Raw genomic sequence first — 14,395 nt, 5'->3', positions numbered from 1 at the left:
CTAGATGGCCCTGTTCTTCCCTGCCAGCACCTTCGTGTCCTTATCCACCAGAGCCCTCAATGTGCGTGTCAGGTCATCGTAATCGGTATATTTCCTGCCATAGGAAAGGTTGAATCCATAGTCGAAGCCCGGCGGGTTGCTGCCCTGGGTGTGCTGCAGAATAGTCTCGATCTTGTCGAAAGCCTTGGCCAGCAGAGACTCCCTGCTCGAGGCACTGTCGTATTCATCCCACAACATCAGAATCTCTTCCCGGAGATCGTCTGGCAGGGGCCGGGCAAGCAGTTCCAGGTCCTTTCTTTCCTCGACGCCCTTATCGACGCCTTCCACCTGGTCCACGGCCGCGATATCGCCACTGATGGCCTCCCCGAGGTCGTGGACGATGCATATCTTCATCAGCCTCAATATATCCACATCCGGGTATTGCTTGCCGAACAACAAGATCATCAGGCATAGCCGCCATGTGTGCTCTGCCGTACTCTCGTGCCGGCCATTCGAAGTCCTCGAAGTGCGAAGGGTGTTTTTCAATTGCTCCGCCCCTCGGAGGAAGTCGAGAACGCCTGCCAGCTCCGCTTGGTTCATTTCAGTCATCAGCCCTCAACCCATGTGCATCCAACGTGTGGGCAGACGCACGCTCCAGGTCGCTCCCGTGGAAGTGTTCTGCATGAAACCCCCGGCCCGCAGGCGAATAATCCGGAAGCCCAGCGGCAACTGGAACCCCCGCTCGACGCAAGTAGCCGAACGCCCGCCAGAATCAACGCGCCAACCGCTCCAGCTTGCGCAAGAACACCGTCATCTCCTTGCCCGCCTGTTTATCGCCCCGCGCTTCGGCGGCTTGCAGCCCGGCGTTCCAGGCCGCACGGGCACCATCCAGGTCACCCTGGGCCTGCCGGGCCTTGCCAAGCAGCTTCCAGGCGGCGGAATAACTGCCGTCCTGCTCGACGCAGCGCTGCAGATGCACGGCAGCGCATGCCGGATCGCCGGCATCCAGGTAACCCTTGCCCAGGCCGAAGCGCAGCATCGGATTGTCCATGCCCTTGGCGAGCATCTTTTCCAGTGATTCCAGCATGCTGAAAGCCTCTTCGGCGGAGTCTGTCGATTCCCGTGTCGCAATGGATAACGGCGGCCTGGCGCAAGGTGCGCCGCGCGCACCGGTGATAGCAGTGCCGATAGCGATCAGATATCTGGCGGCAGCTTGCTGGCCATCATCACCCGCCGGTCCAGCTTGCGACCATCGACGATAAAGGTGCCGTCACCGACGGCATGCACCTGCCGTCGCTCCTTGCGCGCTTCGTCGATATGGGCGGCCACGGCCTGCAACACGACGATATTATGCCTTTCCACGAAATCGACGACCTCGCATTCGATATTGGCCAGGCACTCCTCGATCAGTGGTGCCTTGACGATGCTGCCACGCACCGGCGTAAGCCCGAAACGGGAAAACTTGTCGGTATCCGCTCCGGAGCAGGTGCCTATGCCAACCAGAGTATCGAGCATATCGACCGTGGGAATGGCGACGACGCACTCCCCGCTCTCGCGCAACGCCGTGAACGTGTGGTTCCACTCGCCGGTGGTGATGGCGAAACGCGGGGCGAAATCCAGCACCATGGTCCAGGAAATGGTCATGATGTTGTCCCTGTGCCCACCATGGGTCGTCACCAGCACGACCGGCCCGGACTCCAGCAGGGTGAAGACCCTGTTCAATTGCAACGGTTGCATGAGCGTACCTGCGCTTAGTCATGGTCAGCCATCACAGCGTAGTCGACCCGGCCAACCGGCAACAGCAAGCGCGGCGATATGACCAGGACGCTCGCGCCATATCGTCATCCGCCGCGGGCAAGGCACTGGAGGCTGGAAACGCAGCGCTCAGAAGAACGTCAGCCCCGCCTGGAACAGCCGCTCGACATCGCGGATGTGCTTCTTGTCCACCAGGAACAGGATCACATGGTCGCCGGACTCGATCACCGTATCGTCATGGGCGATCAGCACCTGCTCGGCGCGGATCACCGCGCCGATGGTGGTGCCAGGCGGCAGGCCGATCTTCTCGATCGCGCGTCCCACCACCTTGCTCGAACGCGAGTCGCCGTGGGCGACCACCTCGATGGCCTCGGCGGCGCCCCGGCGCAGCGAGTGGGCGCTGACGATATCGCCCCGGCGCACATGGGTCAGCAGGGTACCGATGGTCGCCAGTTGCGGGCTGATGGCGATGTCGATCTCGCCACCCTGCACCAGGTCGACATAGGCCGGGTTGTTGATGATGCACATCACCTTGCGCGCGCCCAGGCGCTTGGCCAGCAGCGAGGACATGATATTGGCCTCGTCGTCGTTGGTCAGCGCCAGGAACACGTCGGCGTCGTTGATGTTCTCCTCGATCAGCAGGTCGCGGTCGGAGGAACTGCCCTGCAGGATGATGGTGTTGTCGAGGGTGTCCGACAGGTAGCGGCAGCGGGCCGGGTTGGCCTCGATGATCTTCACCTGGTAGCGGTGCTCGATGGCCTCGGCCAGGCGCTCGCCGATATGCCCGCCACCAGCGATGACGATGCGCCGGTAATTGTCGTCGAGGCGCCGCATCTCGCCCATTACCGCGCGGATATCGGCCTTGGCGGCAATGAAGAAGACCTCGTCGTCGGCCTCGATCACCGTATCGCCCTTGGGCAGGATCGGCTGGTTGCGGCGGAAGATCGCCGCCACCCGCGTATCGACATTCGGCATGTGCTGGCGGATCTGTTGCAATTCCTGGCCGACCAGTGGCCCACCGTAATAGGCACGTACCGCCACCAGTTGCGCCTTGCCGGCGGCGAAGTCGATCACCTGCAGCGAGCCGGGATGCTCGATCAGGCGCTTGATGTAGTTGGTCACCACCTGTTCCGGGCTGATCAGCACGTCCACCGGCAACGCCTCGTTGCTGAACAGTTCGCCGCGCAGCAGGTAGGCCGGCTCGCGCACCCGGGCGATCTTGGTCGGCGTGTGGAACAGCGTGTAAGCCACCTGGCAGGCGACCATATTGGTTTCGTCGCTGTTGGTCACCGCCACCAGCATATCGGCATCGTCGGCACCAGCCTGGCGCAGCACCGAGGGAAAGGAAGCCCGCCCATACACGGTCCGAATATCCAGGCGGTCGCCAAGATTACGCAGGCGATCCGCATCGGTATCGACTACCGTGATGTCGTTGGCCTCACTGGCCAGGTGCTCGGCGAGGGTGCCGCCGACCTGCCCGGCACCGAGAATGATGATTTTCATGGACTCAGTTCCTTCAGCCGCGGCTGGCGGCGATCTTGATCAGCTTGGCATAGTAGAAGCCATCATGCCCTTGCGGCTGCGGCAACAATTGCCGGCCGTGCGGCTGCGGCACGCCGAAGGCGCCGCCCATGTCCAGCTCGCGAGCACCCGGCGTGCGCGCCAGGAAGGCGCCGATCACCTCGCGGTTCTCCTCCGGCATCACCGAGCAGGTGGCATACAGCAGCACGCCACCGACCTCCAGGGTCGGCCACAGGGCGTCGAGCATCTGCCCCTGCAACAATGCCAGCGCGGCGATATCCTCGGCCTGGCGCGTCAACTTGATATCCGGGTGGCGACGGATCACCCCGGTGGCGGAACAGGGCGCATCCAGCAGGATGCGCTGGAAGGGTTGGCCATCCCACCAGCGCGCGACGGCGCGGGCATCCTCGGCGATCAGTCGGGCATCGAGCCGCAGGCGCTGGAGATTCTCCCGCACCCGCGCCAGGCGGCCGGGCTCCAGGTCGAGGGCGACCACTTCGGCCAGCCCCGGCTCGCGCTCCAGCAGGTGGCAGGTCTTGCCGCCCGGCGCGCAACAGGCGTCCAGCACACGCTGCCCCGGCGCCAGGTCGAGCAGGCCGGCGGCCAGTTGCGCCGCTTCGTCCTGCACGCTGACGCGCCCCTCGGCGAAACCGGGCAGTTGCCGCACATCGCAGGCCTCGTGCAGGCGTATGCCATCCTCGCTGAACAGACAGGCCTCGGCGGCGATCCCGGCACCTCCCAACTCATCGAGATAGGCATCGCGGCCACCCTGGCGGCGGTTGACCCGCAGGATCATCGGCGGATGGGCATTGTTGGCGGCGCAAACGGCCTCCCACTGCTCGGGCCAGTTGGCCTTGAGGGCTTTCTGCAACCAGCGCGGATGGGCGACGCGGATCACCGGGTCATGCTCCAGTTCCGCCAGCAGCGCCTCGCCCTCGCGCTGCGCGCGGCGCAGCACGGCGTTGATCAGGCCCTTGGCCCAGGGTTTCTTCAGTTTATCGGCGCAACCCGCTGTCTCGCCGATGGCGGCATGGGCCGGGATGCGCGTATGGAACAGTTGGTAGAGGCCGACCAGCAACAGCGCCTCGACATCACGATCCGCCGCCTTGAACGGCTTCTGCAGCAGCTTCGCCGCCAGTCCGCTCAGGCGGAAGTACCAGCGCGCCGTGCCGAACGCCAGGTCTTGCACCAGCGCACGGTCACGCGCCTCGACACGCTCAAGCAGCGCCGGCAGGCTGCCGCCCAACGACGCCTTGCCGGCCAGCACCGGCAGCAGGGCGCGCGCCGCCGCCAGGCGCGGGTTCATACGCCCAGCACCTGGCCGGGGGCGAACTGTTCGCGGCGGCTGTTGAACAGGTCGGCAAACTCCAGCGCCTTGCCACCCGGCAGTTGCAGCCGCGTCAACAACAATGCACCTTCGCCGCAGGCCACCGTCAGGCCTTCGCGGCTGGCGGCGAGGATGGTCCCCGGCGCCCCTTCTCCTGTACTCGGCTGGGCAGCATGCACCTTCAGCACCTCGCCATTCAGGCTGCCATGGCAGATCGGCCACGGGTGGAAGGCACGCACCAGTCGCTCCAGCTCGGCGGCCGGGCGGTTCCAGTCGATACGTGCCTCGTCCTTGCTCAGCTTGTGCGCATAGGTGGCCAAGGCATCGGCCTGCGCCTCGCCATCCAGGCTGCCGGCCTCCAGCGCCGCCACCACCTCGACCACCGCGCCAGAGCCCAGCGCCGCCAGACGGTCATGCAAACTGCCGCCGGTATCCTCCGCACTGATCGGCGTACTCACCTTGAGCAGCATCGGCCCGGTATCCAGCCCTGCCTCCATGCGCATCACGGTCACGCCGGACTCGCCATCGCCAGCCTGGATCGCGCGCTGGATCGGCGCCGCCCCACGCCAGCGCGGCAGCAGCGAGGCATGACTGTTGATGCACCCCAGGCGCGGCGTATCCAGCACCGCCTGCGGCAGGATCAGGCCATAGGCGACCACCACCATCAGGTCCGCCCGCAATGCCGCCAGTTCGCCCTGTGCGGCGGGATCGCGCAGCGTCTGTGGCTGATACACCGGCAGCCCATGAGCCTGCGCCAGTTGCTTGACCGGGCTGGGCGCCAGCTTCTGGCCGCGCCCGGCGGGCCGATCGGGCTGAGTGTAGACCGCCACCACATCGCGCCCAGCGTCGAGCAGGGCCTGCAGGTGCTGGGCGGCGAATTCTGGGGTACCGGCGAAAACGATGCGCATGGGGGATTCCCTGAAATAAAAGTCTCACGAGCCAAACCGACCGGGTGCGCCATGCGCACCGCTTTCAACGTCCAGCTACTACACAGGCCCGACAATCGGTATCGTCACGAAAGCTGAAGAAATCTACATGGAACTACCGTCGGAAGATCAGAACAGGCCAAAAGAAAAGGCCTGCACCGCAGGCCTTTCGGGCTCATAGCTCAAGCCTGCTGGCGATGCAGCTTTTCCAGTTTCTTCTTGATCCGGTCGCGCTTGAGCGTGGAGAGGTAATCGACGAACAGCTTGCCGTTGAGGTGGTCGCACTCGTGCTGGATGCACACCGCCAGCAAGCCCTCGGCCAACAGCTCGAAGGCCTGGCCGTCGCGGTCCAGCGCGCGGATGCGGACCTTCTGCGGGCGGTCGACGTTCTCGTAGAAGCCGGGTACCGACAGACAGCCTTCCTGGTACTGGCCCATCTCCTCGGTCAGGTACTCGAACTCGGGGTTAATGAACACCTGCGGCTCGCTCTTGTCCTCGGACAGGTCCATTACCACCACGCGCTTGTGCACATTGACCTGGGTCGCGGCCAGGCCGATGCCGGGGGCGGCATACATGGTTTCGAACATGTCGTCGATCAGTTGGCGGATGCCATCGTCCACCACCTCCACAGGTTTGGCGATGGTGCGCAGGCGTGGATCGGGAAACTCCAGGATATTCAGGATCGCCATATGCGTAGTGTGATGCAGTTCATGGAATGGATCGGAAAACCGCTGCTAAGATGCCTCGCGACCGGCCAAGGGCCTGGTTTTCCAAGAGCGCACATCATAAAGGGATTCGGCACAATGAGGAAATCACTACTCATCCTGCTGCTACTGGCCAGCAGCGGCCTGGCGCAGGCGCAGCTGGCGCTCAGGGAGGATCACCCGCAGTCGTACAGCGTGGCCGCCGGCGACACCCTCTGGGATATCGCTACACGCTTTCTCGACAAGCCCTGGCAATGGCCGGGACTCTGGCACGACGGCACAGCGCTCGCAGCCCCCCACCTGCATCCCGGCGACCGGCTCAGCCTGGTGCTGGTCGACGAGCAGCCACGCCTGCTGCTGGAGCCTGCCGAGGCATCCGCGAGCGAAGCCATTCCCGGCCTGCCGCAGCAGCCCATCCGGGATTTCCTGTCGGCCCAGCGGATACTCGACAGCCTGGCGCCTCTTGCCACCGCCCCTTATGTCGTCGCCGGTAGCGCCGAGCGGCTGCTGGTCGGCAACGACGAGCGCATCCATGGCCGTGGCCGCTTCGACCCGGCCCTGACCGACTACGACCTGGTACGCGAGGGCAAGAGCCATATCGACCCCGATACACAGGAAGTGCTCGGCATCCAGCTCGACGAGATCGGCAGCGCCCGCCTCGAGGCCATCGAGGACGATATCGCCACCCTGCATCTGCAGCGGGTCACCCAGGAAGCGCGCCTCGGCGACCGCCTGTTGCCAGCCGCGGCCGCCCCGGCCAGCGCTCCATCGACCCCGAGCGAACCGGCTCGCCTGGTCGAAGGCCGGATCATCGACACGCCATGGAGCGCCCGGCAGGGCGGCCCGTTCGAAGTCGTCACCCTCAACCGTGGCAGCCGCGAGGGACTGGCTGAAGGCAATATCCTCGCGGCCTATGGCGTCGGGGAAAGCGTACGCGACCCGCTCACCGGCGAATGGGTGAAGATGCCAGACGAACGCCTGGGCCTGCTGATGGTGTTCCATATCCATGACAAACTCAGCCACGGGCTGGTGCTGCAGGCCACTCGACCACTGTCGATCTACGACAGGGTACGCAACCCCTGACCCACGCCATTGCGCACAAGGATGTCCGCATGTCCCCCGCCGAACTTGAGGCGCGCCTGCGCCTGCACCTCTTGCCCGAGCTCGGGCCACTCCGCCTGCAACGCCTGTTCGAAGCCTTCCCTGACGCCTCCTCGGCCTTGAGTGCGCCCGCCAGCGCCTGGCGCGCCCTGGGCCTGCCGGACGCCTGCGCCGAGGCCAGGAGAACGGCGGAAATACGCGAACGCGCCGCCCTGGCGCTGGCCTGGCTGGAGCAGCCCGCGCATCGCCTGCTGGCACGGGAGGACCCCGACTACCCCGCACTGCTGGGCGAACTGGAGGATGCGCCGCCGCTGCTGTTCGTCGCCGGTGATCCCGAGTCGCTGCAACGCCCGCAACTGGCCATGGTCGGCAGCCGCCGCGCCTCGCATTACGGCCTCGATATCGCCAGCGCCTTCGCCCGCAGCCTCGCCAGCGCCGGCTTCGTCATAGGTAGCGGCCTGGCCCTGGGCATAGATGGCGCGGCCCACCAGGGCGCACTGGATGCGGGCGGACGAACGGTCGCCGTACTCGGCACCGGCCTGCAATGCATCTACCCGCAGCGCCACCGGAAGCTGGCGCAACGCATCATCGAGGGCGGTGGCGCCCTGCTCTCCGAACTGCCGCTGGACTGCCAGCCGCAGGCAAGTAATTTCCCCCGGCGCAACAGGCTGATCAGCGGGATGGCATTGGGCGTACTGGTGATCGAAGCCAGCCCTTCCAGCGGTTCGCTGATCACCGCCCGTCTGGCCGCCGAACAGGGTCGCGAGGTCTATGCCATCCCCGGCTCCATCCACCACCCCGGCGCACGCGGCTGCCACCAGTTGATCCGCCAGGGCGCCACCCTGGTGGAAACCGTGGAAGATATTCTCGAGGGCCTGCGCGGCTGGCAGCGGATCGGCGCTACCGCCACGGCGCCAACGCCCCGCGACCCGTTGCTGCAACAACTGACCGCCGCGCCGGCCAGTGCCGAAGTGCTGGCCGACAGGCTGGCCCGACCGCTGAACGAAGTGCTGGCCGAACTGACCGAGCTTGAAATCACCGGCCAGGCCGCCTGCGAACAGGGGCAATGGTCGATACGCAGAATATGATGATGGAATTGCATTCCGTGTCTTCCCACCACTGCGGACTTGCTCCATCTGTGAACGGCTTCACGGTCTTTCCTGGCCAGACTCGATACAGTCCGGGCATCCACCCGCGACAAGGATGCCCGCCGTGCCCGGACAGCCCCTGCTCGACCCCAGGCTCGATGTCATCTTCAAACGCCTGTTCGCCGAAGCGCCGGATCTATTGGCCGACCTGATCAACGCCGTGCGCAGCGACGAGCCACCGATTGTCGAGCTGCAGGTGCTCAACCCGCAGATCGCCCCGGAGGAGCTGACCGGCAAGTTCATCGTGCTGGACATCCTCGCCCGCGACCAGACCGGGCAACTGTTCAATATCGAGATGCAGACCCGCAACCACGCCGGCTGGCCCTCGCGCAGCCTCTACTACCTGGCGCGCAACCTGGGTCGGCAATTGCAGGTGGGCGATGGCTACCAGCGGATGCAACCGGTGATCGGTATCCACCTGATGGACTTCGATTTGTTCGAGGAAGAACAGGCCTGCTGGGCTTTCGAATTGCGCGACCGGCAACGGCCACAGGTACGGCTGGATCGCAGCCTGCAACTGCACCTGATCGAACTGCCCAAGGCCGACCGCCTGCATTCCCAAGGTGGCAGTGCTCTGGCAGACTGGATTCTCTACTTGAAGCACTGGCAGGAGGACGTCCTCATGCAAAGCATCGAAAGCCCGGCAATCAAGAAAGCCCGGGAGCGCCTGCAAGCGCTGTCTGACGACGACGAAGCCCGGCGCCTGGCCTTCGTGCGTGAGCGCGCGCTGCATGACGAGGTAACGGAAAAGGCGGAAGCCGAAGCCAGGGGGCGTCTGGCAGGCAAGGCCGAGGGGAAAATCGAAGGCAAGATCGAAGGCCGCGCCGATACCCTGCGTAATCAGTTGCGGCTCAAGTTCGGTGCGCTTCCCGACGCTTTCGAACAGCGCCTGCAAAGCGCCGATGAGGCCGAACTGACCACCTGGACCGAACGAGTGCTATTCGCCGAGCAGTTGGAGCAGGTGTTCGGGAAGGATGGCGTCAAGGGATAAGGCCGCCGTATGGAGGCTCCGACACAGGAGCGCGGGAACCCTCAAAAACGCTTGACCGCCAACAGAGCCTCTACGGGCTGGTGTGCATAGGGTAGCCCGCGAGGGAGAGGGGAAAATGCAGCCTCCCGGCGCTTGACGGATACCGGGGGCACGACTGCTAGACTATGCGCCCCTCCGACCACCGCCCGATCACGGCAGAGGCTTCCATGAGCAGCAATTGGCAGGTGCAACAGGCCGCCCGCGCGGTATACGCCGGTGGCGTCATCGCCTACCCCACCGAAGCCGTCTGGGGGCTGGGCTGCGATCCCTGGGACGAAGGGGCCGTGCTGCGCCTGCTGGCACTCAAGGAGCGCCCCATGGACAAGGGGTTGATCCTGATCGCCGACAGCATCGAACAGTTCGACTTCCTGCTGGAAGACCTGCCGGAACGCTGGCTCGATCGCCTGGCCAGTACCTGGCCTGGGCCGCACACCTGGCTGGTGCCGCATCGCGGGCGGCTGCCGCAGTGGATCACCGGCCGCCACGACAGTGTCGCCCTGCGCGTCACCGCCCACCCGCTGGCGGCGCGCCTGTGTGCCCTCACCGGGCCACTGGTATCCACCTCGGCCAACCCGGCTGGCCGTCCACCCGCCCGTTCCCGGCTGAAGATCGAGCAGTACTTCCCGCGCCAGCTCGACGCTATCCTCAACGGGGCGCTGGGTGGGCGGCGCAAGCCCAGCACCATCCGCGACCTGCGCAGCGGCGAAGTCCTACGCTGAGGCTTGCTCCGCCTTCAGCAGGACCCGCGTCACCCGGCGCTCCTGCACCTCGTCCACGGTCAGGCTCCAACCTTCGAACGCCAGTTGGTCGCCCTTGACCGGCAGGCGGTCGAGCAGGCTCATGACGAAGCCGGCCAGGGTCTGGTAGTCATCGGTCGGCCTGACCTGCAAGCCCACGCGCTCACGCAGCAGATTCAGGTTCAGCGCACCGCTGACCAGATAACCATCGTCCAACACCGTCACATCGGGCCCGTCGATCTCGCTGGCATCCGGCAACTCGCCGGCAATGGATTCGAGAATATCGGTCATGGTCACCATGCCGATCAACCCGCCGAACTCATCCACCACGAAGCCGATATGGGTGGACTCGCCACGCATCGACTCCAGCGCATTGAGCACCGAACAACTCTCCGGCAGGTTGATCGTGCTGCGCACCAGGCTTTCCAGGCGCGGCTCGGCACCCGCCAGCAGCGCCTTGAAGATTTCCTTCTTGTGCACATAGCCCAGCGGCTCGTCGATCTGCCGGTTACGGATGACCAGCAGGCGCGAGTGCGGCGATATGGACAGCGCCTGGTGAATTTCCTCGAGGCTGTCGGCCAGGTCGATAAAGTCGATATCGGTGCGCACGGTCATCACCTTGCGCACCGGACGTTCCGCCAGTTGCAGCACCCCGCTGATCATCACCCGCTCACGCCGGCCGAAGACCGACGCCAGCCCCTGCCCTTCGACCATGTCGGCGATGTCCTCGCCGACCTCGTCGACCCCGACATGGCGCCCACCGAGCAAACGCAAAACCGCATGCGCGGTGCGCTCGCGAACCGTGTACTGGCCCTGCAGGCTTTTCTTGCGACGCCAGCGGGCGATCTGGTTGAACACCTCGATCAGGATCGAGAAGCCGATGGCCGCGTACAGGTAGCCCTTGGGAATATGGAAACCCAGGCCATCGGCGGTCAGGCTCAGGCCGATCATCATCAGGAAGCCCAGGCACAGCATGATCACCGTCGGGTGGGCGTTGACGAAGGCGGTCAGCGGCTTGCTGGCGACGATCATCAGGCCGATGGAGATCACCACGGCGATCATCATCACTTGCAGGTGCTCGACCATACCCACCGCGGTGATCACCGCATCCAGCGAGAACACCGCATCCAGCACCACGATCTGCGCCACGATCGGCCAGAACAGCGCGTAGGTCTTGCTGCCGCTGGCACGCACCACATGCCCCTCCAGGCGCTCGTGCAGCTCCATGGTCGCCTTGAACAGCAGGAACAGGCCGCCGAACAGCATGATCAGGTCGCGACCGGAAAACGCCTTGCCGAACACCTCGAACAACGGCTCGGTCAGGGTCACCAGCCAGGACAGGCTGGCCAGCAGGCCGAGGCGCATGATCAGTGCCAGCGACAAGCCGATGACCCGCGCCCGGTCACGCTGGTGCGGCGGCAATTTGTCCGCCAGGATGGCGATGAACACCAGGTTGTCGATACCCAGCACGATTTCCAGGACGATCAGCGTCAACAGCCCCAGCCAGGCTGTCGGATCAGCCATCCACTCCATGATCAGACCTCGAAACGATCAGAAAAGAACCATGCCGCAAGCGGCCATGAAACCGATGCCCACGAGGCATCCCGGCCCATGACATTACGGCACGGGAGCGAGTATCCAAAACGGGATCGCGCGGACATGGCACAAGGGCCATGCAAGGACAGGAATCGGCGAAGAAGGGGTGAAGCGAGGATTGAACGACGACAGTGAGGCTCCGGGAGAGCGTTCATACAAGACGGATAGATGGCCCATGACCACGCCAGAATACGCCCGCGCCCACCACAGGAAAGAGAAAAACCATTACAGAATTCGACATCATCCATACCTGTTAGAGCCTGTTCACGATCTCGCGAACTAGCAGCCTGTCGGACTTTCAGGCAGCTTGAGTAATAATCGCAGCGCTTCGATATAGCGGTATCTCGCATGAGCCGCTTCCGCCCTGTTGATCGCAAGACCCCTTACCTGTTTCCACCGTCGGTGGAAGGGTGGTTGCCGGAAAATCACCTGGCGCGCTTCATCGTCGAAGTGATCGACGGGCTGGATCTGAGCCAACTCCAGAAGGCTTATGCCGACCGCGGCAGTGCGGCCTGCCATCCGGGGCTACTGCTGTCGCTGCTGGTCTATGGCTATGCCACGGGCGTCTTCTCCAGCCGCAAGATCGAGCGGGACACCTACGATTCGGTGGCTTTTCGTTTCATTGCTGCGAACGATCATCCCGATCACGACACCCTGGCGAGCTTTCGCCGCCGCTTCCTGGACGAACTGGCCGGTATTTTCGTCCAGGTGCTGGAAATGGCTCAGGAAATGAAGCTCCTGAAGCTGGGCACTGTCAGTCTGGACGGCACCAAGATTCACGCCAATGCCTCGCGCCATAGCGCCTTGTCTCATGGACATATCGAGAAGAACGAAGCCCATCTGAAAGCCCAGGTGCAAGAGCTGCTTGCCCTGGCCGAACAGGCGGATCAGTCGAACGTACCGGCTGGGGTCAGTCTGCCGGAAGAGATCAAGCGCCGAGAGCAAAGGCTCAAGGCAATGGAAGCGGCCAAGGCGAAGATCGAAGCGCGGGCGAAAGAGCGTTTCGAGCGCGAGCAAGGCGAGTATGAAGCCAAGCGGGCCCGACGCCAGGCCAAGGCCGAGAAGACCGGGAAGAAGCCTGGAGGCAAGCCCCAAAGCCACCGCCCCCGGGAGCCAAGGCAAGCGATCAGGTCAACCTGACGGATGAAGCGTCACGGATCATGCCGGTGGCCGCTGGAGGTTTTGAGCAGGCCTACAACGCTCAGGCCGCAGTGGACACCAAGAGCCTGCTGGTGGTGTCTACGACGGTGGCGCAATCGCCGACGGATCGAGACCAGGTCGTTCCCATACTGGAGCAGCTAGTCGCCCTGCCCGAGAGCCTGGGCAAGGTTGAGCGGATGCTGACGGACACGGGTGACTTCAGTGGCAAGAATGTCGAGGCTTGCGAAAAGGCGAATATCGAGCCCCTGATCGCCGTGACGAGAGAGGGCCGACAAGGTGATTGGAGAGAACGATTCACAGAGCCCGAAGCGATCGCTGAAGACGCTACGCCGGTGGAGCGAATGAAGCATCGGCTGAAAACGAAAGCGGGTCGAGCGGCTTATGCGTTGCGCAAACAGACGGTGGAACCGGTGTTCGGCATCATCAAGTCGGTGCTGGGCTTTCGCCAGTTCTCGCTGCGCGGTCTGGAATCGGTCGCAGGGGAATGGCAACTGGTTTGCCTGGCATGGAATCTGAAGAGAATCGCCTCATTACGCCTTGGCGCGTGAGCAAAGCAGCGTGCGGAGCATGGGCGGGCAATGACGGGCCCCATCGCCCAGATGTTGAAGAGTGAGCCTGCCTGCGCTGCCCCATGTCGTCGCGTGAAAAACGCCACCCTTTGCCATGATTAGGCCGCAGGCGGCTTCAAGTCCGGCAGGCTGCCAGAGCCCTGCAAAGCGAAGCGAAAACAGGCGAAACGTAGCGCCAGCGGAGTAACAGCCACAGGCTGGCCCGCAGCTCGGCACAGTGAGTCAAAAGCGCAGTTTAAGTTTACGAATAGCCAATGAGCATTTGATTCGCACCCCCTTCGGACCGTGTTGAAGCACGTTCAGCCTTGGCTGTGAGCCTGTTCTTAACGCAGCGGGGTTGGCGCGTTGCAGATCGTGAACAGGTTCTTAGATCTGCCTGCGGCGTGTTGCCCCGCTCCCCTCGCGTCGACCGGATTGGTAATATCCATGGTCTCCGTCGTCCCCATCCGCCAAGGCTTCTCCAGGTACCCGATGAATCAGGCCCGCAAGCACCGTTCGCTGACTGCCTGGATGCTGTATTTCAGCATCCTGTTCGCGGCGCTCGGCTGTGCCCTCGGCCATGGGCAAATGGCCGGCCTGCAACTGAGCGGCCTGGGTGGGCAGTACTGCTCGTTCACAGGCGGCTTCGGCGCCGGAGCCGACCTGGACGGCTCCGCCATCGTTGCGCCAAACCCGGCGACCGGCGCTGGCTGCGCCATGAGTTCGAGCTTCAGCGCAATCATCCTGGCGGCCTTCTTCGGCCTGCTCGGCCTGCTGGCTGGCGACAAGTCACGGCCTGTGGCGCGGCGCAGCGCGCCTCGGTTCTCCCTGCACACCTGGCCCCCCGCCAACCCGCGTGCAC

The 14,395-nt window shown here is 64.3% G+C and carries 13 protein-coding genes and 1 pseudogene; 6 read left to right on the top strand and 8 right to left on the bottom strand.

Features of this window, described 5'->3' with window-relative positions; all coding sequences use genetic code 11:
* From DNJ95_RS12065 to def, 7 genes are all read right to left on the bottom strand, one after another.
* Window positions 1-579: an HD domain-containing protein gene (locus DNJ95_RS12065; protein WP_131185037.1), complete on the bottom strand. Its 579-nt coding sequence runs from the start codon at window positions 577-579 to the stop codon at window positions 1-3.
* Window positions 580-751: 172 nt separating this feature from the next.
* Window positions 752-1,066 carry a tetratricopeptide repeat protein gene (locus DNJ95_RS12060; RefSeq protein ID WP_131184978.1) on the bottom strand — a complete coding sequence of 105 codons (315 nt, stop codon included), beginning with the start codon at window positions 1,064-1,066 and terminating at the stop codon, window positions 752-754.
* A 107-nt stretch (window positions 1,067-1,173) separates the two neighbouring features.
* Window positions 1,174-1,716, bottom strand: coding sequence for a flavin reductase family protein (locus tag DNJ95_RS12055; protein WP_131184977.1), 543 nt, complete (start codon window positions 1,714-1,716; stop codon window positions 1,174-1,176).
* Between the two features lie 147 nt (window positions 1,717-1,863).
* Window positions 1,864-3,237, bottom strand: coding sequence for a Trk system potassium transporter TrkA (gene trkA / locus DNJ95_RS12050; RefSeq protein WP_131184976.1), 1,374 nt, complete (start codon window positions 3,235-3,237; stop codon window positions 1,864-1,866).
* A 13-nt stretch (window positions 3,238-3,250) separates the two neighbouring features.
* The gene (rsmB, locus tag DNJ95_RS12045; protein WP_131184975.1) at window positions 3,251-4,561 is read right to left on the bottom strand and encodes a 16S rRNA (cytosine(967)-C(5))-methyltransferase RsmB; all 1,311 of its coding nucleotides are present in this window, start codon (window positions 4,559-4,561) and stop codon (window positions 3,251-3,253) included.
* Window positions 4,558-5,490: a methionyl-tRNA formyltransferase gene (gene fmt, locus DNJ95_RS12040; protein WP_131184974.1), complete on the bottom strand. Its 933-nt coding sequence runs from the start codon at window positions 5,488-5,490 to the stop codon at window positions 4,558-4,560. Before fmt ends, rsmB begins: the two co-directional genes overlap by 4 nt.
* A gap of 200 nt (window positions 5,491-5,690) precedes the next feature.
* Window positions 5,691-6,197 (bottom strand): peptide deformylase, encoded by a 507-nt coding sequence (def, locus tag DNJ95_RS12035; RefSeq protein ID WP_131184973.1) that lies wholly within the window; start codon window positions 6,195-6,197, stop codon window positions 5,691-5,693.
* A gap of 114 nt (window positions 6,198-6,311) precedes the next feature.
* Here def and DNJ95_RS12030 point away from each other — a divergent pair, with 114 nt between their 5' ends.
* The 4 genes from DNJ95_RS12030 (at window position 6,312) to tsaC (ending at window position 10,210) form a co-directional block, all read left to right on the top strand.
* Window positions 6,312-7,295 carry a LysM peptidoglycan-binding domain-containing protein gene (locus DNJ95_RS12030; protein ID WP_131184972.1) on the top strand — a complete coding sequence of 328 codons (984 nt, stop codon included), beginning with the start codon at window positions 6,312-6,314 and terminating at the stop codon, window positions 7,293-7,295.
* 29 nt (window positions 7,296-7,324) lie between these two features.
* Window positions 7,325-8,401, top strand: coding sequence for a DNA-processing protein DprA (gene dprA, locus DNJ95_RS12025; RefSeq protein ID WP_131184971.1), 1,077 nt, complete (start codon window positions 7,325-7,327; stop codon window positions 8,399-8,401).
* Window positions 8,402-8,525: 124 nt separating this feature from the next.
* Window positions 8,526-9,452, top strand: coding sequence for an Rpn family recombination-promoting nuclease/putative transposase (locus DNJ95_RS12020; protein ID WP_131184970.1), 927 nt, complete (start codon window positions 8,526-8,528; stop codon window positions 9,450-9,452).
* Window positions 9,453-9,658: 206 nt separating this feature from the next.
* Complete coding sequence (tsaC, locus tag DNJ95_RS12015; RefSeq protein ID WP_131184969.1) at window positions 9,659-10,210, top strand: L-threonylcarbamoyladenylate synthase type 1 TsaC; 552 nt, start codon at window positions 9,659-9,661, stop codon at window positions 10,208-10,210.
* On the opposite strand, the gene DNJ95_RS12010 is transcribed toward tsaC, so the two are convergent.
* Entirely contained in the window at window positions 10,202-11,761 is a 1,560-nt protein-coding gene (locus DNJ95_RS12010; RefSeq protein WP_131184968.1) for a TerC family protein, read from the bottom strand. The two genes, tsaC and DNJ95_RS12010, sit on opposite strands and share 9 nt — an antisense overlap.
* A 411-nt stretch (window positions 11,762-12,172) precedes the next feature.
* On the opposite strand from DNJ95_RS12010, the pseudogene DNJ95_RS12005 reads away from it, so the two are divergent.
* Window positions 12,173-13,533, top strand: a pseudogene (locus DNJ95_RS12005) (IS1182 family transposase).
* A 492-nt stretch (window positions 13,534-14,025) separates the two neighbouring features.
* The coding region (locus DNJ95_RS12000) for a DUF2946 family protein (RefSeq protein ID WP_131184967.1) at window positions 14,026-14,395 on the top strand (370 nt) is incomplete at its 3' end.

The organism is Stutzerimonas kirkiae, assembly GCF_004327335.1.
GTDB lineage: Bacteria > Pseudomonadota > Gammaproteobacteria > Pseudomonadales > Pseudomonadaceae > Stutzerimonas > Stutzerimonas kirkiae.
Note: the sequence above shows the minus strand (reverse complement) of the source record. Positions and strands in the feature narration are given on the sequence as shown.